Origin of the sequence: Flavobacterium faecale (assembly GCF_048320115.1) — a bacterium.
Lineage (GTDB): Bacteria > Bacteroidota > Bacteroidia > Flavobacteriales > Flavobacteriaceae > Flavobacterium > Flavobacterium faecale_A.
Genome location: NZ_CP182943.1, coordinates 1,388,951 through 1,407,643, shown reverse-complemented (window position 1 = coordinate 1,407,643; position 18,693 = coordinate 1,388,951). Strand labels below are relative to the sequence as shown.

General features: G+C 35.1%; 17 protein-coding genes. 7 read left to right on the top strand and 10 right to left on the bottom strand.

What is annotated here, in order from left to right:
• Window positions 1-3: 3 nt before the first annotated feature.
• From ACNH59_RS05955 to ACNH59_RS05940, 4 genes are all read right to left on the bottom strand, one after another.
• A complete protein-coding gene (locus ACNH59_RS05955) occupies window positions 4-1,167 on the bottom strand; it encodes a serine hydrolase domain-containing protein (protein ID WP_418264878.1) in 1,164 nt (387 codons plus the stop codon).
• Between the two features lie 56 nt (window positions 1,168-1,223).
• Complete coding sequence (locus ACNH59_RS05950) at window positions 1,224-1,694, bottom strand: methylated-DNA--[protein]-cysteine S-methyltransferase (RefSeq protein ID WP_418264513.1); 471 nt, start codon at window positions 1,692-1,694, stop codon at window positions 1,224-1,226.
• Between the two features lie 29 nt (window positions 1,695-1,723).
• Window positions 1,724-2,176: a DUF1569 domain-containing protein gene (locus tag ACNH59_RS05945; RefSeq protein ID WP_418264512.1), complete on the bottom strand. Its 453-nt coding sequence runs from the start codon at window positions 2,174-2,176 to the stop codon at window positions 1,724-1,726.
• Between the two features lie 97 nt (window positions 2,177-2,273).
• A complete protein-coding gene (locus tag ACNH59_RS05940) occupies window positions 2,274-3,161 on the bottom strand; it encodes a LysR family transcriptional regulator (RefSeq protein WP_418264511.1) in 888 nt (295 codons plus the stop codon).
• 87 nt (window positions 3,162-3,248) lie between these two features.
• Here ACNH59_RS05940 and ACNH59_RS05935 point away from each other — a divergent pair, with 87 nt between their 5' ends.
• The gene (locus ACNH59_RS05935) at window positions 3,249-3,956 is read left to right on the top strand and encodes a class I SAM-dependent methyltransferase (RefSeq protein ID WP_418264510.1); all 708 of its coding nucleotides are present in this window, start codon (window positions 3,249-3,251) and stop codon (window positions 3,954-3,956) included.
• 801 nt (window positions 3,957-4,757) lie between these two features.
• On the opposite strand, the gene ACNH59_RS05930 is transcribed toward ACNH59_RS05935, so the two are convergent.
• From ACNH59_RS05930 to ACNH59_RS05905, 6 genes are all read right to left on the bottom strand, one after another.
• Window positions 4,758-5,048 (bottom strand): putative quinol monooxygenase, encoded by a 291-nt coding sequence (locus ACNH59_RS05930; protein WP_418264509.1) that lies wholly within the window; start codon window positions 5,046-5,048, stop codon window positions 4,758-4,760.
• An 11-nt stretch (window positions 5,049-5,059) separates the two neighbouring features.
• Window positions 5,060-6,073 carry a zinc-binding alcohol dehydrogenase family protein gene (locus tag ACNH59_RS05925; protein WP_418264508.1) on the bottom strand — a complete coding sequence of 338 codons (1,014 nt, stop codon included), beginning with the start codon at window positions 6,071-6,073 and terminating at the stop codon, window positions 5,060-5,062.
• Between the two features lie 329 nt (window positions 6,074-6,402).
• A complete protein-coding gene (sufD, locus tag ACNH59_RS05920; protein ID WP_418264507.1) occupies window positions 6,403-7,719 on the bottom strand; it encodes a Fe-S cluster assembly protein SufD in 1,317 nt (438 codons plus the stop codon).
• Between the two features lie 79 nt (window positions 7,720-7,798).
• Complete coding sequence (gene sufC, locus ACNH59_RS05915; protein WP_418264506.1) at window positions 7,799-8,551, bottom strand: Fe-S cluster assembly ATPase SufC; 753 nt, start codon at window positions 8,549-8,551, stop codon at window positions 7,799-7,801.
• Between the two features lie 64 nt (window positions 8,552-8,615).
• Window positions 8,616-10,064: a Fe-S cluster assembly protein SufB gene (gene sufB, locus ACNH59_RS05910; RefSeq protein ID WP_418264505.1), complete on the bottom strand. Its 1,449-nt coding sequence runs from the start codon at window positions 10,062-10,064 to the stop codon at window positions 8,616-8,618.
• A 152-nt stretch (window positions 10,065-10,216) separates the two neighbouring features.
• Entirely contained in the window at window positions 10,217-10,546 is a 330-nt protein-coding gene (locus ACNH59_RS05905) for a HesB/IscA family protein (RefSeq protein WP_418264504.1), read from the bottom strand.
• A gap of 207 nt (window positions 10,547-10,753) precedes the next feature.
• Here ACNH59_RS05905 and ACNH59_RS05900 point away from each other — a divergent pair, with 207 nt between their 5' ends.
• The 6 genes from ACNH59_RS05900 to ACNH59_RS05875 all read left to right on the top strand — a co-directional run bounded on the left by ACNH59_RS05900 (window position 10,754) and on the right by ACNH59_RS05875 (window position 18,643).
• Complete coding sequence (locus tag ACNH59_RS05900) at window positions 10,754-11,716, top strand: YjgN family protein (RefSeq protein ID WP_418264503.1); 963 nt, start codon at window positions 10,754-10,756, stop codon at window positions 11,714-11,716.
• Window positions 11,717-11,719: 3 nt separating this feature from the next.
• Complete coding sequence (locus ACNH59_RS05895; protein WP_418264502.1) at window positions 11,720-12,787, top strand: M48 family metallopeptidase; 1,068 nt, start codon at window positions 11,720-11,722, stop codon at window positions 12,785-12,787.
• Window positions 12,788-12,941: 154 nt separating this feature from the next.
• Entirely contained in the window at window positions 12,942-13,802 is an 861-nt protein-coding gene (locus tag ACNH59_RS05890) for an MBL fold metallo-hydrolase (RefSeq protein WP_418264501.1), read from the top strand.
• Between the two features lie 70 nt (window positions 13,803-13,872).
• Window positions 13,873-15,498, top strand: coding sequence for a S8 family peptidase (locus ACNH59_RS05885; RefSeq protein WP_418264500.1), 1,626 nt, complete (start codon window positions 13,873-13,875; stop codon window positions 15,496-15,498).
• Window positions 15,499-15,559: 61 nt separating this feature from the next.
• Window positions 15,560-17,437: a M1 family metallopeptidase gene (locus tag ACNH59_RS05880; protein ID WP_418264499.1), complete on the top strand. Its 1,878-nt coding sequence runs from the start codon at window positions 15,560-15,562 to the stop codon at window positions 17,435-17,437.
• Between the two features lie 63 nt (window positions 17,438-17,500).
• A complete protein-coding gene (locus ACNH59_RS05875) occupies window positions 17,501-18,643 on the top strand; it encodes a geranylgeranyl reductase family protein (RefSeq protein WP_418264498.1) in 1,143 nt (380 codons plus the stop codon).
• Window positions 18,644-18,693: the final 50 nt, after the last annotated feature.

Here is an 18,693-nt window from a genome sequence, read left to right as displayed (position 1 = left end):
GCCTTAGTTTTGAGATGGTACTTTTTCTTGAGCAAGCATTTTATAACTTTCTTCGAGATAGACAAAGAAATCATCACTGTGTGGAGAACCTTTGGTACTTTTAATATCGTGATGCCCTAAACGCACCACAATCAATTCGTCCTCCGGAACCACAATTACATATTGTCCCAAATGACCTCGCATATAAAATACTTTTTTATTATTGAAAGTACTCAACCACCAGCCGTAACCGTATTGTGGAGATTCCTTAAATCTTGGAGTTACCGATTGGACGACAAAAGCACTGTCTAAAATTTGCTCTCCATTCCATTTTCCCTGTTGCAAATAGAGTTTACCAAAACGGGCAAAATCCCTAGCATTACTGGCAATGCAGCAATAGGCTTTAACCAATCCGTTTGGCGTGTCGGTTTGCCAAAGCGCGTCAGCTTCCGCTCCCAAAGGTTTCCAAAACGATTGTGACACATAGTTAGCCAATTCTTGACCTGTAGCTTTTTCGATACACATGGACAGAAGTTGTGTATTACCACTCAAGTATTTGTAACTTTTTCCAGGTTCATCAATACTTTTTAAACCCAAAATTAAATCGTATAAATTGGTATCAAAATACGCTTGGGTCGTAATCGAAAAAGGATTGAAATAGGATTCGTCCCAATCCAATCCAGAAGCCATAGAGGACAAATCACCTACTGTCAGTGATGCTGATTTACCTTGACTGAAATTTGGAAAAAAATCGGAGACTTTTTGATCCAAACTTTTCATTTTTCCTTCCATAATAGCTTTCCCCAAAGCAGCCGAAACAATGCTTTTTGCCATCGAAAAGGAATTGGATTTGGTATCCTTGGTATAATTATCATAATAGCTTTCGTGCCAAATACTGTCTTTTTTGATAATTACAAATGCCACTGTACCTATTTTATGATGCAGTTTTTCTAAGGTTTCCGTCGTTTTTACTTGATTGCAATTTTTGGAAATTTTCCATGGTTGTGGTGAATTCCCTTTTTCTATAAGGGAATTATCAAAGTATTTGTAGTCTTCTAAAAACGCCGTTGTATGCCCATTGAGATAGGTAATTTGGAAGGCTTTAATCAAATAATCTTTTTGAAATATATAGAGCAATAAAATGACAACAATAAGGAATCCGAAGAAACGTAGCAGGATTTTTTTCAGCCAATTCATAATCACAAAAATGTAGGTTTTGCACGAATTTAACGAAAAAATATTGATTAGAATAAACTTTGTTGTGAAGATGGTTTTTCGTGTTCCAATAACCATTTTTTTCGATGCAGACCTCCAGCATAACCTGTGAGCGAACCATCGCTACCGATTACTCGATGGCAAGGGATTACAATCCACAATGGATTTTTTCCATTGGCGGAAGCCACAGCGCGAATGGCTTTGACATCTCCCAATTTTTTGGACAGTTCCAAATAAGACACCGTTTTACCAAAAGGAATTTTTTCTAATTCCTGCCATACTTTTTTTTGAAAATCAGTTCCTGATGGATTAATCACTAAATCAAAGTTCTCTCTTTTCCCTTCAAAATAGTCCGTCAATTGTTGGACAGCATCTAGTAAAACAGAAGGAATTACATTCGAAATGAATCCTTCGTCTTCAATTGAAATTGCTGAGACACCATCATTGTCACCAGAGATTTTGGCAATTCCCAACGGAGTATTTATATAGACAATCTCCATTATTTATTTTAAGATAATAAATGAATAAACTACACTCCAAATTGAGACAAATGATGATCCAAATGCTTGTAAAACATATTATTCCATTCGTCATGATTTAAAGCTCCAAAAGAATTGGATTCTTTACCATCAAAATGGTTTCTACCTAAGGCAGCAGTTTGATGCAAATAGGCTAACAATCGATTTTTTTCAAATTCAAAATCTTTTTCAGAAGCAATAATAAACACTGGTGCGGTGCGACTATTTCTAGAATAGGCCTTATCGTTCACTACTGTATTTTTAATAAACGTTTTGAGCATCCACTTCTTAAAACCTGTCGCTTTGGGGTGTTTATTATCGTAAACCAATTCGTAAGTAACGTTGCAATGGGCCAACATTTGAGCCACATTCATTTTCCCCCAACTAGGATTTGTAGTCGATTTTAATTGATTGATACGGTTTTCTAGTTCTGTAACAACAGCTTGGTCAAATATGTTTTTCATGAAAAAAGGATCTGTTATTTATTAAATACTACAATCTTATCAAAGATAAACTTTTCCGATACAGCTTGCTTTATTAACACTTTAAAATAGCGTTATGCTAGTCCGTTTTGTTTTTTCGAATTAAAAAATCAATAGCGGTTTTCGCAATTTCAGAAGTAATCCCTTTAGGAGTCGCTAGTAATATGGATGTATTTTGATTTCTTTTTTTTAATTCTATATGACCCAATTCAGGATAATTATGCGTTTTTAAAATAGAAGTTGGCACAATTGAAACCCCCAAGCCGTTTTTGACTAATTGAATAATGGACGAAATATTATTGGACTCATGAACTACTTTGGGTTCAAAACCAAAATGCACACAAATTTCTACCAAATTATCGTAATAACTGGGTGCATATTCTTTATTGAAAAATACAAAAGTGGCCTCTTTTAACTGTTCTACCTCATCTTCTGTTTTCAAATCATATTTCTGTCGATTGAAAACTACCGAAAAACTATCTTTGAACCACAATTGTGAATTGATTTTTGGCGAATGCAATGGTGCTCGAATGATTCCTAAATCAATTTTTCCAGCTTCCAAAGCGGCAATTTGCTTGACCGTGGGCACTTCATACAATCTAAAATTTACATAGGGATATTGACCAGATAAAAACTGAACCAAATCGGATATATCCCCCGAAAAAGTGGAACTCACATAAGCAATTCTAAATTCACCATTGGGATTTTGACTGACTTTTTTGACGGTGTTGTTAATTCGTTCCAAATTATGAAGGAGTTCGCGAATTTCCTTTTCGTAAAACTTACCTGCTTCGGTTAGCGCTACTCTTTTGTTGTTTCGTTCAAACAATTGAACGGCCAATTCGGTTTCCAATTCTTTTATTTGCCTGCTTAAAGGCGGTTGTGAAATAAATAATTTATCGGCGGCTCGGATGAAGCTAAGTTCTTCGGCTAGTTTCAAGAAGTATTTTAAATGTCGCAATTCCATAAATACCTTTTAAGTATTGATTATTGACAAAATAAGTATTTTTATGTCATATATAAAAGTTTTAGGTTTGTTAAAAAAAGAAACATCATGAAAAAATCAACTGTAACAGAAATCCGTGAACGATTTGACAATGAGGTCGAACGATTCTCTAATTTGGACACAGGACAAATAGCAACAATTGATGCAACAGTTTCGTTAGAACTTTTAACTGGAGCTGCCAAAGCAATCAAACCTGAAGCTCAACAATTATTAGATTTGGGTTGTGGTGCAGGAAATTATAGTTTAAAAATGCTTACTAAAATACCCAAATTGAATTGCACTTTGGTCGATTTGAGTCAGAATATGTTGGAGAAAGCTTTCGAACGTGTTTCTGAAGTGACCGAAGGTAAAGTTATAACGATTCAAAGTGATATTCGTGATTTAGAATTCCCAAAACAGAGCGTTGATATCATTTTGGCAGGTGCTGTTTTGCATCATTTAAGAGAAGATTCCGATTGGGAAATGGTTTTTCAAAAACTATACGATTGCTTAACACCTGGCGGTTGTTTGATGATTTCCGATTTGATTGTTCAAGATCACACAGGAGTAAATGATTTGGTTTGGGAAAAGTATGGCGATTATTTGGCACAACAAGGCGGTGCAGCTTACCGACAAAAGGTTTTTGATTATATCGAGATTGAAGACTCTCCTCGATCCATGACTTTTCAATTAGATTTGATGAAAAAAGTAGGGTTTTCTAGCGTTGAAATTTTGCACAAAAACAGTTGTTTTGGCGCTTTTGGCGGAATTAAATAATTCAGGAAATTGCCATAGTTATTATTGGTTTATTCCAATTAGCTATGGCAATATAACGGAAGAAAACTCTCTAAAAAATCAGGTAAAATTCGTCTGTTTAAGGCTTAAAAAAGAATAAATTATGCCATTCTTAAAACATAAAAGATTCGGTTTGATTACATTAGTTCCTAATAAAAAGAAACACACCTTAAATGCAGGGCATTTGCTTTTAAAAAACTTAACCCACAAATTTTATTGTAAAATAATTTTGACACGAATTTCACGAATTTACATAAACCCAATTAAGCTTAAAATCTCACGAATCTATCGAAAGCATATAAAATTGGAGTATCTTTTTTTATAATCATTCAAATTCGTGTTTGTTTTTTTAGCAGACAAACTTTAAATACGAATACCCTATAGATACCACCCCCGACATGCAATTATTATGAGTTTTACAAGATAATATAGGATGCTGTTACAGGGTTATGATCTACAATATCTGGCATTATAGCCTATCTAATTCTGCTAAATTAAGGCACTCAAAATCTTTTGATTATTCGACACTTTAAAACGATATATTGTGAATGTTGTTCAAACACTATTTTTTCTACAAATTACTAAAAATAGTAGCATTTTGAAATCGCAAAAATAGCTTAACTAAGTCTTTCAAAACTACAACTCATAATTACAATGGTTGCTAAACAAGAGTTGAATACATTTTATTTTTTGAATAATCGGCTGCAATACTTAGAGTTTCATATCCCTAAAAAAAAGCATCGATTAAAAAACGATGCTCTTAGAACAATCATTATACTAGAACTAACCAACCAAAGTCAATTTATTCACCTCAAATTCTGCAATAGTACCTTTCGCTACAGTTTGGAACGCAACATAATGAGCACTTGCGGCATGTATTGCCAGTGCATCCGCATCCTTCCAATTTTCATACATCAAAAAAACATTGGCATCCTCGTTATCTTGATGCAAATCATAATTAATGCAACCTTCTTCCTTTATAGTTGCTTGAACTAATTTTAACAATTCTGCTTTAACAAATTCTCTTTTTTCTTCTTTGGCTACAATTTTAGCCACAACTGTTATTTGACTCATATTTTAATTTTTTAATACAAAATTACCGTTTTTCCAATGGTTTTCCCTGATTCTTGTAAACGATGTGCTTCTTTTAAGTTCTCTACCGTAAAACCTTCTAAAGTTGTCGTTAGAGTCGTTTTTAAAGTTCCGTTGTCTAATAAATCAGCTACCGTATTCAGAATTTCGTTTTGCTTTTCAATATCAGCAGTGGTAAACATGGAACGGGTGTACATCAACTCCCAAGAGAAGGAAACACTTTTCATCTTTAAAACATCCAAATTCAAAGGCTTGCTACTCCCTGTAATCGATACGATATGTCCTTGTGGTTTAATAATTTCAGCAGCCACATCCCAATATCCTGCTAAGTCTACAAAATCTAAAATATAATCGACCTGATCATGACCAATTTTTACTAACTCTTCTTTTAGATTTCTATGATTCACAACAAAATCAGCCCCTAATTCTTTACACCAGTCTGCTGTTTCGGGCCGAGATGCCGTTGCAATAACAGTCAATCCTGCTAATTTTTTTGCAATTTGGATGGCAATAGAACCAACACCTCCTGCACCCGCTAAGATTAATACTGTTTTACCCAAATCAACGGCAGGATTTATCTTAATTCGGTCAAAAATAGATTCCCAAGCCGTTAAAGTAGTCAGAGGCATGGCAGCGGCTTCTGCCACAGATAAGGAAGATGGTTTACGACCTACAATACGCTCATCAATCAATTGATATTCGGCGTTACTTCCAGGACGAGTGATGTCACCCGCATAATACACTTCATCGCCTACTTTGAATTTTGAAGTAAGCTCTCCTACAGCTTCTACCACCCCAACGGCATCCCAACCAATAATTTTTGGAGTATCTAAAACAGTGTCCTTAGCGGCATTTTTTCTGATTTTAAAATCAACTGGATTTACGGATATGGCTTGAATTTTGACCAATAAATCAAATCCTGTTGGTGTTGGTTTTTCCGTTTCAAATTCAATGAAACTGTTTTGGTCAGAAATGGGTAATGATTGCTTGAATCCTATTGCTTTCATGATATAGTTTTTTTTATGTTTTTGTTAAAAATAGAACTGATTAGCAATTCTATTCAGTTAGCACTTTTAGCACATTGTTCACACTAAAAGGTTCAAAGGCAATGTTTTTTGCCTAACCATTAAATTTACACAAACTTGAGCTATTTATAAAATTATAAAAGAAAAATAAGTTAAAATGTAATTCCGTAAAACACCCAACACAATCTTTAAGTTACAACTTCCTCGACTAGCTACAAAATAAACCAATTACTACTTTTTTTACAACTGGCCAATAAAAAACCCGATTGCTGTGACACAATCGGGTTTTTCGAGTTTAAGAATTCTGAATCCTACAAATCAAAACCTAATTTCACACCCAATTTATTGGCTATAATTTTGGTAATACGTTGCTTCAACTCAGGTATTTTAATGCCTTCGATAACCGCATTAGAGAATGCATACATCAATAAGGCTTTGGCTTCTTTTTTAGGAATACCACGTTGCTGCATATAGAACAAAGCTGTTTCGTCTAATTGTCCTACGGTACAGCCGTGTGAACACTTTACGTCATCAGCAAAAATTTCCAATTGTGGCTTAGCATTGATTGTTGCTTTATCACTTAACAAGATGTTATTGCTTTTTTGGAACGCATTGGTTTTTTGTGCTTCTTTTTCCACATAAACTTTTCCGTTGAATACACCTGTCGAACGATCAGAGAAGATTCCTTTATAGTCTTGAAAACTCTCGCAATTTGGCTCTGCGTGATTCACTAGCGTGTAATGATCCACGTGTTGCTTGTCACCAATGATGGTAATTCCGTTCAAAGTACTCGTTAAACGTTCTCCATAATGGTAGAAATTCAAGTTATTACGCGTCAGGTTTCCTCCAAATGAGAAAGTATGTACATAAACATGACTTTCTTTTTGCTGTGAAACATAAGTATTGTCAATCAAATTAGCTTCAGAAGCATCATTTTGAATTTTGTAATAATCTACAATAGCACGTTTTTGAGCAAAAATTTCAGTAACCGAGTTGGTCAAAACAGGATTTTCGGTCAAACTTTGGTGACGCTCGATAATTTGTACATGTGAATTTTCTCCAACAATTACAAGGTTACGAGGTTGTACCATTAAAGCCACTTCGTTTCCTGTAGAAAAATACATGATTTCGATGGGCTTGTCTGCTACTTTACTTTTTGGAATGTTGATATACGCTCCTTCATTTGCAAATGCAGTATTTAGAGAAGTCAAACTCTCGTCTTTACTTGCTATTTGATTGAAGTAATTATCAATCACCATTTTATATTTTGGTTTGGTTAATGCCGATGACATCAAGCAAACGTCAATTCCGTCGTGAGTCGTTGAGGACAAATTAGAACTAAAAACACCATCAATAAATACTACTTTATAAGTATCTATTTCGTGTAAGAAGTACTTTTTTACATCTTTAAATTCAATTGCTGATTCATTTTTTGGGAATACGGTAAAGTCATTTTTTAGGATGGCGTTTAGCGAAGTATATTTCCAAGACTCTTCTTTTTTGGTTGGGAATCCTTTATTTTCGAAGTTTTTTATAGCCGAAGTTCTCACGTCATGCAACTGGGAATGCACATCGATACGCTCTTCAAAAGCCATAAAAGACGATACTAATTTTTCTTTTAAATCCATTTTTTACACTGTTTATGGTTTATGGTTTTTGGTTTATTGCTCGGTTATGAACAACAAACGATAAACAACAAACATTTTTTTAAACTAAATTCTCCGCTTTAATCCAATCGTATCCTTTTTCTTCTAATTCATGCGCTAGAGAGGCATCACCAGATTTTACAATCTTACCATTGTACAATACGTGAACAAAATCAGGAACGATATAATCTAACAATCTTTGGTAGTGTGTAATTACTATTACAGCGTTTTTATCACTTTTTAACTTATTAACACCATTTGCAACGATTCTTAATGCATCAATATCCAAACCTGAATCTGTTTCATCAAGGATAGCTAATTTTGGCTCTAACATTGCCATTTGAAAAATCTCGTTACGTTTTTTCTCTCCACCAGAAAACCCTTCGTTCAAAGAACGAGAAAGGAATTTACGATCTATTTCTAATAATTCTGATTTTTCACGAATCAATTTCAACATTTCGTTTGCAGGCATTTCTTCCTCACCTTTAGCTTTACGAGTTTCATTAATTGCTGATCTCATAAAGTTAGTTACAGATACCCCTGGAATTTCTACCGGATATTGAAACGAAAGAAAAACACCTTTGTGTGCTCTCTCTTCTGGAGCTAAATCGGCAAGATCTTCTCCATCCAATATTACTTCACCATCCGTAACTTCATAAGTTTCATTTCCTGCAATAACTGCCGAAAGCGTACTTTTTCCTGAACCGTTAGGTCCCATTATTGCATGTACTTCTCCTGCTTTAACTTCTATATTGATTCCTTTAAGGATTTCTTTATCACCTATTGAGGCGTGTAGATTTTTTACTGATAACATTAGTTTTTTATTTTAAACCATTAAGGTATTAAGATTCATTTAGTTTTCTATTCGAATTGAAGGTTTATCCCACAGACCCCTCAAGAGAAATTTCCAATAATTTTTGAGCTTCTACAGCAAATTCCATTGGTAATTTATTCAAGACATCTTTACTAAAACCATTTACAATTAAGGCAATGGCTTTTTCAGTTGGAATTCCACGTTGGTTGCAATAGAAAACTTGGTCTTCACCAATTTTAGAAGTGGTTGCTTCGTGTTCTATTTTAGCCGATGGATTTTTACTTTCGATATATGGAAAAGTATGTGCCCCACAATTGTTCCCCATCAATAAAGAGTCACATTGCGAGAAGTTACGAGCATTTTCTGCTCTTGGACTAATTTGCACCAAACCTCTATAACTGTTTTGTGATTTTCCTGCTGAGATACCTTTAGAGATAATCGTTGACTTGGTGTTTTTACCCAAGTGAATCATCTTAGTTCCTGTATCTGCTTGTTGGAAATTATTTGTTACTGCGATGGAGTAAAACTCACCAATAGAGTTGTCCCCTTTTAATACACATGAAGGATATTTCCATGTAATAGCAGAACCTGTTTCTACTTGTGTCCAAGAAATCTTAGCGTTAGTTTCGCATAAACCTCTTTTGGTTACAAAGTTATAAACCCCACCTTTTCCTTCTTTGTTTCCAGGAAACCAGTTTTGAACAGTAGAATATTTAATCTCAGCATCATCAAGAGCAATAAGCTCCACAACGGCAGCGTGCAATTGATTTTCGTCACGAGAAGGAGCAGTACAGCCTTCTAAGTAAGAAACGTAACTTCCTTCGTCAGCAATTACTAATGTTCTTTCAAACTGACCTGTACCGGCTTGATTGATACGGAAATAAGTAGAAAGTTCCATTGGACATTTTACGCCTTTAGGAATATAACAGAAAGAACCATCTGAGAAAACAGCTGAGTTCAAAGCTGCATAAAAGTTATCTCTTTGCGGCACTACAGTTCCTAAATATTTACGAACCAATTCAGGGTGTTCTTTGATTGCTTCAGAAATACTCATGAAAATGATTCCTTTTTCACCTAAGGTTTTCTTGAAAGTTGTAGCAACAGAAACAGAATCGACAACGATATCCATCGCCACATTGTTCATCATCTTTTGCTCATCAACAGAGATACCCAACTTTTTGTACATTTCCAAAAGTTCTGGATCTACGTCATCCAATGTTTTATTGGGATCTGCTTTTTTTGGAGCTGAATAATAGGAAATCGCTTGGAAATCTGGTTTAGTATATTTCACATTAGCCCATTCTGGCTCAATCATTTCTTCCCAAGCTCTGAACGATTCGATTCGCCAATCTGTCATCCATTCTGGCTCACCTTTTTTTTGTGAAATGGCACGAACAATGTCTTCATTTAACCCAATAGGAAACGTCTCCGATTCTAATTCGGTATAAAAGCCGTACTCGTACTCTTTATTTTCTAATTCGACTTTTAAGTCGTCTTCGGTATATTTACTCATTTTTTTTATCTAAAAAAATTTAAACAACAAAAACCCTTTTTTAAATAATCGTATCCTATTTTTAGGATTTTTGCTTTTTGAATTCTAATTATTTTGTAATGCTACTTTTTTCAAATTGCAGTCGAAAACTATTATGTGTTTCCTAACTGATTTTATAGTGAAAATGATTCTCCACAACCACAAGTTCTACTTGCATTAGGATTGTTAAATACAAATCCTTTTCCGTTCAAACCTCCTGAAAACTCCAAAATGGTTCCTGCTAGATACAAGAAAGATTTTTTCTCAACAGCAATAGTTATATCATTATCAACAAAAATCTTATCGTCTTCGCCTTTGTTTTTGTCAAATTTCAAATCATACGACAATCCCGAACAGCCTCCGCTTTTCACCCCTACTCTTACATAGTCTGTTGCAGCGTCAAAGCCATCGTCTTTCATTAATTCGATGATTTTCTTTTTAGCAGTATCTGAAACTTTAATCATGTGCTTCGTTTTTATAAATCAAGATTCGTTTTTTCGCTATATTGATTTTGTCTAAATTAACTGCAAAGGTAATGTATAAAAACGGTATTCCACAATAGATAACATTTTTATAACTAATGAGTGGATAGAAAAAAGTTATTTTCTTCATTTAGTAAAAAAAATAGTATATTTTTATAATCTAAAAGAAACCAAATAAAATAGCTATTTATGGAAAATAAATTGTACGAAAGAAAAGAGTACACATTAAATTTTAACGGCAAAGGGAGTGACTTCTTTGGAATCGTAATGGTCAATTGGCTACTCACCATCCTTACGCTCGGGTTATATTATCCTTGGGCAAAAGCCAAAAAACTACAATATCTTTATAGTTCCACTTCCCTCAACGAAGATTATTTTGCTTTTCATGGCACTGGAAAAGAGATGTTTAAAGGATTTATCAAAGCCATTGGAGTTTTCATCCTACTAGGAATAGTTATCTATATCATTACTGACTTGTTTAGTTTACTTTTTCTTGGCCCACTTTTATTTTACGTTTTTTTAATTGCGCTATTACCCATTGCAATTCACGGTTCATACCGTTACAGAACCTCGCGTAGTTCTTGGAGGGGAATCCGTTTTGGATACCGTGGAGATCGAAAAGAATTTACATTTTTATTTTTTAAATGGATTTTCTTCACCATTATCACACTAGGTATTTATGGACCTTGGATGGCCATGAATATGAGAAATTACTTATTAGGAAATGTGCGATTTGGTGATGTCGAATTTGAATACGACGGAGATGGCAGCGAGTACTTTATGCTGAATCTAAAAGGTTATTTCTTAACGCTATTCACATTAGGAATCTATCTTTTCTGGTGGCAAAAAGACTTGTTCGAATACTATGTCAACAACCTAAGTTTGAAAAAAGGAAATGAAAAAATTTACTTTTCCTCTACCGCAACGGGCGGTTCGTTTTTTGGTATAATCGCCACTAATATTCTAATACTGATTTTCACTTTAGGATTGGGTTATGCTTGGGTAGCAACCAGAACTATGAAATTTATTTTTGCCAATATTGAAGCAGAAGGCGATATCGACTTGAATGCTTTAGTTCAAACCGAAGAAAATTACAAAGATGCTACTGGCGAAGATTTGAGTGATTTTTTAAATTTAGACACTATAATGTAAATCATGAGCCATACAGCAACTGCTATTTATTATGATGGTAAAACGGCTATTCCGCAAACAATAGCCGTATTTTTCAATACTTTCAACGGCACAATCGAATTCCGAGATTCAAATGAAATCAATATCAAATGGCCTATAAGCGATATTGCTATTGAAAAAAGACTAACGGGTTTATTTCTCGAATACGAAGACGAAAATCTACAACATATCCGAATTGAAGATCAAAAACTCATTGACAGTATTCAACTGTATCGAAAAAACAATGGCCATATCAGTTGGTACCAAAAATTAATCGACCTAGGAACGGTTTCCCATTTTATTATTGCGTTCGGAATTATCATCATCATTGGATTATGCTATTTTTTTGCAATTCCGTGGGTAGGTGAAAAATCAGTAGTATTAATTCCAAATGAGTATGATGACAAACTAGGTAGTTCTGCTTGGATTAAAAATGAGTACTTGATATCTATTGATGCTGCCAAGACCAAAACACTAAACGATTTTGCAAGCCAACTGGATTTAAACAACAGCAAAAAACTAGAATTCACTGTTGTAAAATCAAACGAAGTCAATGCATTTGCACTGCCTGACGGCAACATTATTGTCTTTACAGGCATCCTTAAGGAAATGAAAAACTATGACGAACTCGTTGGATTATTAGGTCATGAAGCCTCTCATGTCAACAATCGTCATTCAATGAAAATGCTTTGCCGCAGTCTCTCTGGTTATTTGTTTATTTCTGTCATTTTAGGAGATGCAAATGGTGTGATGGCCACTATTGGAGACAACGTCAACAGTTTACAATCCCTTTCTTTTTCAAGAGAATTTGAGCGCCAAGCCGATGAAGACGGCTTTCAAATTTTAGTCAAAAACAAGGTAAACCCACAAGGAATGGCGAATTTATTCCAGCGTTTACAACACAAAAATTTAGTTGAAATCCCAGAATTTTTAAGTTCGCACCCCGTAACGGAAGACCGAATCACATCCATCAACAAAATGATCCAAACAAAATCATTTGCATACAACCACAATCCTCAGTTGGAAAAATTGTTTATAGCACTTAAAAAATAATCTTTTTAAAATCTTCCGTTTCCTAACCAATATCTCAATGTAATTGGCATTAATTTAGCCAAGATAACCTCAAAACTGTTTGATTTTATTAAATTGCGAGAAAGAAAGCTAGTGATAAGCAAAATTTTATTTCTCACCTTTTTCAATTTAACAAATGAAACTCTACCCTATAGAAACTGGTAACTTCAAACTCGACGGTGGCGCTATGTTTGGCGTGGTACCCAAAGTAATTTGGAACAAAACCAATCCTGCCGATGCGAATAATTTAATAGATATTGCTGCCCGATCTTTACTAATCGAAGACGGCAACCGACTCATTTTGATAGATACGGGTATGGGCGACAAGCAATCGGACAAATTTTTTGGGTATTATTCCCTTTGGGGTTCGCATTCTATGGATAAATCCCTAGCGAAATATGGTTTTAATCGTGACGACATAACTGATGTGTTTTTGACCCATTTACATTTTGATCATTGCGGTGGTGCCATACAATGGAACAAAAATAAAACAGCCTATGAACCTGCTTTTAAAAATGCCAAATTCTGGACCAATCAAAATCATTGGGAATGGGCAACAAAACCCAATCCAAGAGAAAAAGCTTCGTTTTTATCCGAAAATATTTTGCCAATGCAAGAAAGCGGGCAACTGCATTTTATAGAAAAACCTGAAACTGATCTTGGATTTTCAAATGAAATGAATTTCTCCATTTTTTATGCCGATGGTCACACCGAAAAACAAATGATTCCGATGATTCACTACAATGAAAAAACCATTTGTTTTATGGCTGATTTATTACCAACAGCAGGACATATCCCAATTCCTTATGTTATGGGTTATGATACTCGACCATTGTTGACCATGCCCGAGAAAACGAAATTTCTAGAGGAAGCAGCAACTAACAATTACTATTTATTCTTGGAACACGATGCGCATAACGAAATCATCACAGTACAACACACTGAAAAAGGAGTGAGATTGGATCAAGTCTTTCCATCGGAAGAAATCCTAAGATAGTGTTAAGCAACTGTTTCTTTTAAAAAAAATCTGTATTTTCGAAAACAATTTTAAATCTAATTATACTGCTATGAATAGCTTCAAACCGTTCTATATTTCCGCATTTTCCATTATAGTTTTAAGTAGTTGTAGTACTCAAAAACAAGCATTTAATTTTAATAAAATAACACCTATCACGGCGCCGCTTAATATCACTAAAAAAGCCGCTTTAAAGGAAACTGAATTAAAGCGATGGAGTCATCTAGATATTCAAAAAGATACTGTCCCGGGAATGAGTGTTGACAGGACATACAACGAACTGTTGAAAAACAAAATAGGCACAAAAGTCATTGTAGGTGTCATTGACTCTGGAGTAGATATCGAGCACGAAGATCTAAAAACTGTTATCTGGAATAACCCTAAGGAAATTCTAGGAAACGGGATTGACGACGATAACAATGGCTATGTTGACGATATTCAAGGTTGGAATTTTCTGGGTGATATCATCAAGGAACATTTAGAATATGAAAGAATAGTAAAAAAGAAAGTGCCCGTAGATGAAAAAACCTATCAAGAAGCCAAAGCAGAATACGATAAAAAAACTGCAGAAGCCACGATGGGAAAATCCCGATATGAGGAAATGTTATCCACTTTAAAAGCTGCTGATCAAACTATTGGCAAGGAACTAAAAAAAGAAGAATATACTATTGAGGAGGTAAAAGCTATCGATTCTAAAGAGGAGACGGTAACCAAAGCTAAAAATACAATCCAAAGAATGTTTTCTTTTGGTATGCCGATAAAAGAATTAAAAGTTGCATTAGAACATGAAATTGAAAAAGCCAACGAAACTATCGAAAGCAATGGCAACGCCAAAGACTACAGATCCGTTTTAGGAGACAATCCAAACGACATTACAGATACCCAATACGGGAACAATAACGTAATGGGACCAGACAAAAAAGAAACGCTACACGGCACACACGTTGCAGGCATCATTGGTCAAGTACGTCACAACAATATAGGCGGTGACGGAATTGCGAATAATGTTTCCATCATGGCCATTCGTGCCGTTCCTGATGGAGATGAGTACGATAAAGACATTGCATTAGCTATCCGATATGCGGTTGATAATGGCGCTAAGGTGGTTAACTGTAGTTTTGGAAAAGCCTATTCTCCACAAAAAAACTGGGTATTTGACGCTATCAAATATGCGGCAAGCAAGGACGTACTAATTGTTCATGCGGCTGGAAACTCATCTAAAAACATCGACTTTTTTGACAACTTCCCAAATGACTCTGAAGACAAAAAAACAGAAATAGCCGATAATGTACTTACAGTAGGAGCATTGAATTATGAATACGGAAATAAAATGGTAGCCCGTTTTTCAAATATTGGAAAACTTAACGTCGATGTATTTGCCCCAGGCGTTCAAATTTATGCTGCTATCCCAAATAATGAATATAAATTTTTACAAGGAACCTCTATGGCTTCACCTAATGCGGCCGGAGTAGCTGCCTTAATTCGTTCTTATTATCCAAAACTAACCGCTTCGCAAGTGAAACAAATCATTATGAATTCTGGGGTTTCCATAGATGCTAATGTTATTGTAGGCGGCAACCCAAATGATATTCGTCCGTTTTCAGATTTGTCCAAAACAGGAAAAATTGTAAATGCATACAATGCCTTTTTGATGGCAAATAAAATTTCAAAAAAATAATCCGAATACTATTCACTTCAAGGAAGGACGGCTGTCCTTCCTTTTTTTTATTTTTAAATCGATGGGAAAAAGAAAATATTTATCATTCATTTCACTTTTGTCTTTGACTTCATTATTGGCACAAAGCAATTCTTATTGGCAACAAAAGGTAGATTATAAAATGAACGTTACCATGGATGTTGAAAAATTCCAATACCATGGAAATCAAGAATTAATTTATACTAACAATTCTGCAGATACTTTAAAAAAAGTATACTATCATCTGTACAATAACGCATTTCAACCAGGCAGTGAAATGGAAGCAAGATTGCATTATATCAAAGATCCTGATGGTCGAATGGTAAAAAAAATTAAAGAAGAGGGTAAAGAAATTAAAATCAATAGAATTGAAAAATTGCAGCCTCATGAAATTGGCTACCTCAAAATTTCTAATTTCAAACAAGACGGTCTTACTGCAACCACAACTATAGTAGGCACTGTAATGGAAGTGATTTTGGCAAAGCCAATACTTCCTAATTCCAAAACCACTTTCACTCTTGATTTTAATGGTCAGGTACCTTTGCAAATTCGTCGTTCCGGTCGTAATAATTCTGAAGGCGTTGCGCTATCTATGTCACAATGGTATCCTAAAATGGCGGAATTTGATTTTGAAGGTTGGCATGCTGATCCTTATATCGCCCGGGAGTTTCATGGTGTTTGGGGAGATTTTGATGTAAAAATTACCATTGATAAAAATTACACCATTGGTGGTTCTGGTTATTTACAAAACCCAAACCAGATTGGTCATGGCTATCAAGATGCAGGAAGCTCCGTTTCTTATCCTAAAAAAACCAAAACACTGACTTGGCATTTTATTGCCCCTATGGTTCATGATTTTACCTGGGCGGCTGATCCCAACTATGCCCATGATGTTACCAAAGGACCTAATGATGTGGATTTGCATTTTTTATATAAAAACGAGCCAGAAACCGTTGAAAAATGGAAACAACTGCAACCAATTATGGTCAAAGTAATGGAAATGTACAATGCTAAAATTGGCAATTACCCCTATAAACAATATTCCTTTATCCAAGGAGGTGATGGCGGAATGGAATATGCTATGTGTACATTGATTTTGGGTAATGGCGCCCTAGAAGGGATTTTCGGTACTGCAACACATGAATTAGGACACGCTTGGTTCCAACATGTATTGGCCTCCAATGAATCCAAACACCCCTGGATGGATGAAGGGTTTACAACTTATGTTGAAGATTGGGTACTTAATGAATTGGCCGATAAAAAAGAATCTAATCCTTTTGAAGGCAATTATAAAGCCTATTATTTTTTAGTGAAATCGGGGAAAGAACAACCCCTAACAACCCATAGCGATAGGTATGATGAAAATCGATCTTATAGCATTGCTTCTTACGTGAAAGGAAGTATATTTTTGTCGCAATTGGGTTATCTAATTGGAGAAAAAAACTTAGATAAAACTCTTAAAAGGTTTTATCAGGATTTTAAATTCAAACATCCTACTCCTAACGACATCAAAAGAACTGCGGAGCGTGTTTCAGGAGCTCATTTGGACTGGTATTTGACAGATTGGACACAAACCACCAACACCATTGATTACGGTATTAAAGAGGTCTTTGAAAAAGAAAACAGTACGATCGTCCAAATCGAACGCATCGGAAGAATGCCAATGCCAATGGATATAATGATCGATTACACTGACGGCAGTAAGGAAAGTTTTTATATCCCATTACGCATGATGCATTTTGAAAAAGAAAATCCAACTCCTGAAATCAAAAGAACTGTTCTAAAAGATTGGGCATGGGCTGAATCAAATTATGAGTTTTCGATTCCGAAAAACAAATCAAATATCAAAAAAATCACCCTAGACCCAAGTGGCTTGATGGCTGATGTGAAACAAGAAAACAACAGCTTTAAAATAAAATAAGTCTAATCAACTATTTAAGTTTGATTATTTAGCAGATATAAATTAGTTTTGGAAAAAAAAAGAATGAAATCATTTGATGTAGCCATTATTGGTAGCGGTCCAGCAGGAGCTTCGGCAGCGTTTGAACTTTCAAAATCTGGAATTTCGACAGTTATTATTGAAAAAGAAACCTTACCTAGATATAAAACTTGTGGCGGCGGATTTGTTTTTCGAGGACGAAAAAACATGCCTTTTGATATTGCCTCAGTGGTTGAAAAAGAATTTCATTCTATAGATACCTATTTTTCTAAAAAACATCCACACCTTACCACTACAAGGGACCAACCCATCATTACGATGGTGATGCGTGATGCTTTTGACAATTTAATTGTAGAAAAAGCCAAAGAAAACGGAGTAACTTTATTGCAAAACCACAAAGTAGAAAACATCACTTTTGGAGACACTCAAATTTTACATACGACTGAGGGAGATATTGAAGCCAAATTTATCATAGCCGCTGATGGTGCTTTGAGCCCCATTGCCAAAATCGCAGGCTGGAAAGAAACGAGAACTATCATTCCTGCTTTGGAATATGAAATAGAAGTTCCAAAAGCTGATTTTGAACGATTATCTCAAAATGTACGTTTTGATATTGATGCTATACCGTATGGTTATGGCTGGTGTTTTCCTAAAAAAAATCATCTTTCAGTAGGTGTTGGCGTTTTTACAAAGACCAATAAGAAAATCAATCTCAAAGAGCACTATGCTACCTATTTACAAACATTAGGTATAACTGAAATCCTTAGTGAAGCAGCTCATGGTTTTGTAATTCCTGTGACTCCAAGAACGGATATTTTTGTACAAAAAAATGTATTCTTGACTGGAGATGCTGCCGGATTGGCTGATCCATTGGTAGCGGAAGGAATTTCTAACGCTATTTTAAGCGGAGTTCAAGCCGCTCAAGCCATTATTGAAAGCAACCTAGACTCGGAAAAAGCAGCCGCATTGTACACAGCAAAATTAGAGGAAACCATTTTACCTGAAATACGTATTGGCGCAAAATTATCTTATCATTTTTACCACCAATCAACCTTTAGAAATATTGTCTTAAAGAAATACGGTCAATTTGTTGCCGAGGCCATGACCGATCTTTTTATGGGAGAAAGAACCTACCCTGCTGACTATAAAGCTAGTGTGACCCGAAAAATAAAAGAAGCTATTTTCTAAAAATAGTACTTTTTTAATTTTATACAAAAACGGCTCAAGTGCATGACTTG

Bases quoted from the DNA above. Each gene is read 5' to 3' on its own strand.
- ACNH59_RS05950 (WP_418264513.1), bottom strand. From the start codon at position 1,694: ATGGAGATTGTCTATATAAATACTCCGTTGGGAATTGCCAAAATCTCT.
- ACNH59_RS05945 (WP_418264512.1), bottom strand. From the start codon at position 2,176: ATGAAAAACATATTTGACCAAGCTGTTGTTACAGAACTAGAAAACCGT.
- ACNH59_RS05940 (WP_418264511.1), bottom strand. From the start codon at position 3,161: ATGGAATTGCGACATTTAAAATACTTCTTGAAACTAGCCGAAGAACTT.
- ACNH59_RS05935 (WP_418264510.1), top strand. From the start codon at position 3,249: ATGAAAAAATCAACTGTAACAGAAATCCGTGAACGATTTGACAATGAG.
- ACNH59_RS05930 (WP_418264509.1), bottom strand. From the start codon at position 5,048: ATGAGTCAAATAACAGTTGTGGCTAAAATTGTAGCCAAAGAAGAAAAA.
- ACNH59_RS05925 (WP_418264508.1), bottom strand. From the start codon at position 6,073: ATGAAAGCAATAGGATTCAAGCAATCATTACCCATTTCTGACCAAAAC.
- sufD (WP_418264507.1), bottom strand. From the start codon at position 7,719: ATGGATTTAAAAGAAAAATTAGTATCGTCTTTTATGGCTTTTGAAGAG.
- sufC (WP_418264506.1), bottom strand. From the start codon at position 8,551: ATGTTATCAGTAAAAAATCTACACGCCTCAATAGGTGATAAAGAAATC.
- sufB (WP_418264505.1), bottom strand. From the start codon at position 10,064: ATGAGTAAATATACCGAAGACGACTTAAAAGTCGAATTAGAAAATAAA.
- ACNH59_RS05905 (WP_418264504.1), bottom strand. From the start codon at position 10,546: ATGATTAAAGTTTCAGATACTGCTAAAAAGAAAATCATCGAATTAATG.
- ACNH59_RS05900 (WP_418264503.1), top strand. From the start codon at position 10,754: ATGGAAAATAAATTGTACGAAAGAAAAGAGTACACATTAAATTTTAAC.
- ACNH59_RS05895 (WP_418264502.1), top strand. From the start codon at position 11,720: ATGAGCCATACAGCAACTGCTATTTATTATGATGGTAAAACGGCTATT.
- ACNH59_RS05890 (WP_418264501.1), top strand. From the start codon at position 12,942: ATGAAACTCTACCCTATAGAAACTGGTAACTTCAAACTCGACGGTGGC.
- ACNH59_RS05885 (WP_418264500.1), top strand. From the start codon at position 13,873: ATGAATAGCTTCAAACCGTTCTATATTTCCGCATTTTCCATTATAGTT.
- ACNH59_RS05880 (WP_418264499.1), top strand. From the start codon at position 15,560: ATGGGAAAAAGAAAATATTTATCATTCATTTCACTTTTGTCTTTGACT.
- ACNH59_RS05875 (WP_418264498.1), top strand. From the start codon at position 17,501: ATGAAATCATTTGATGTAGCCATTATTGGTAGCGGTCCAGCAGGAGCT.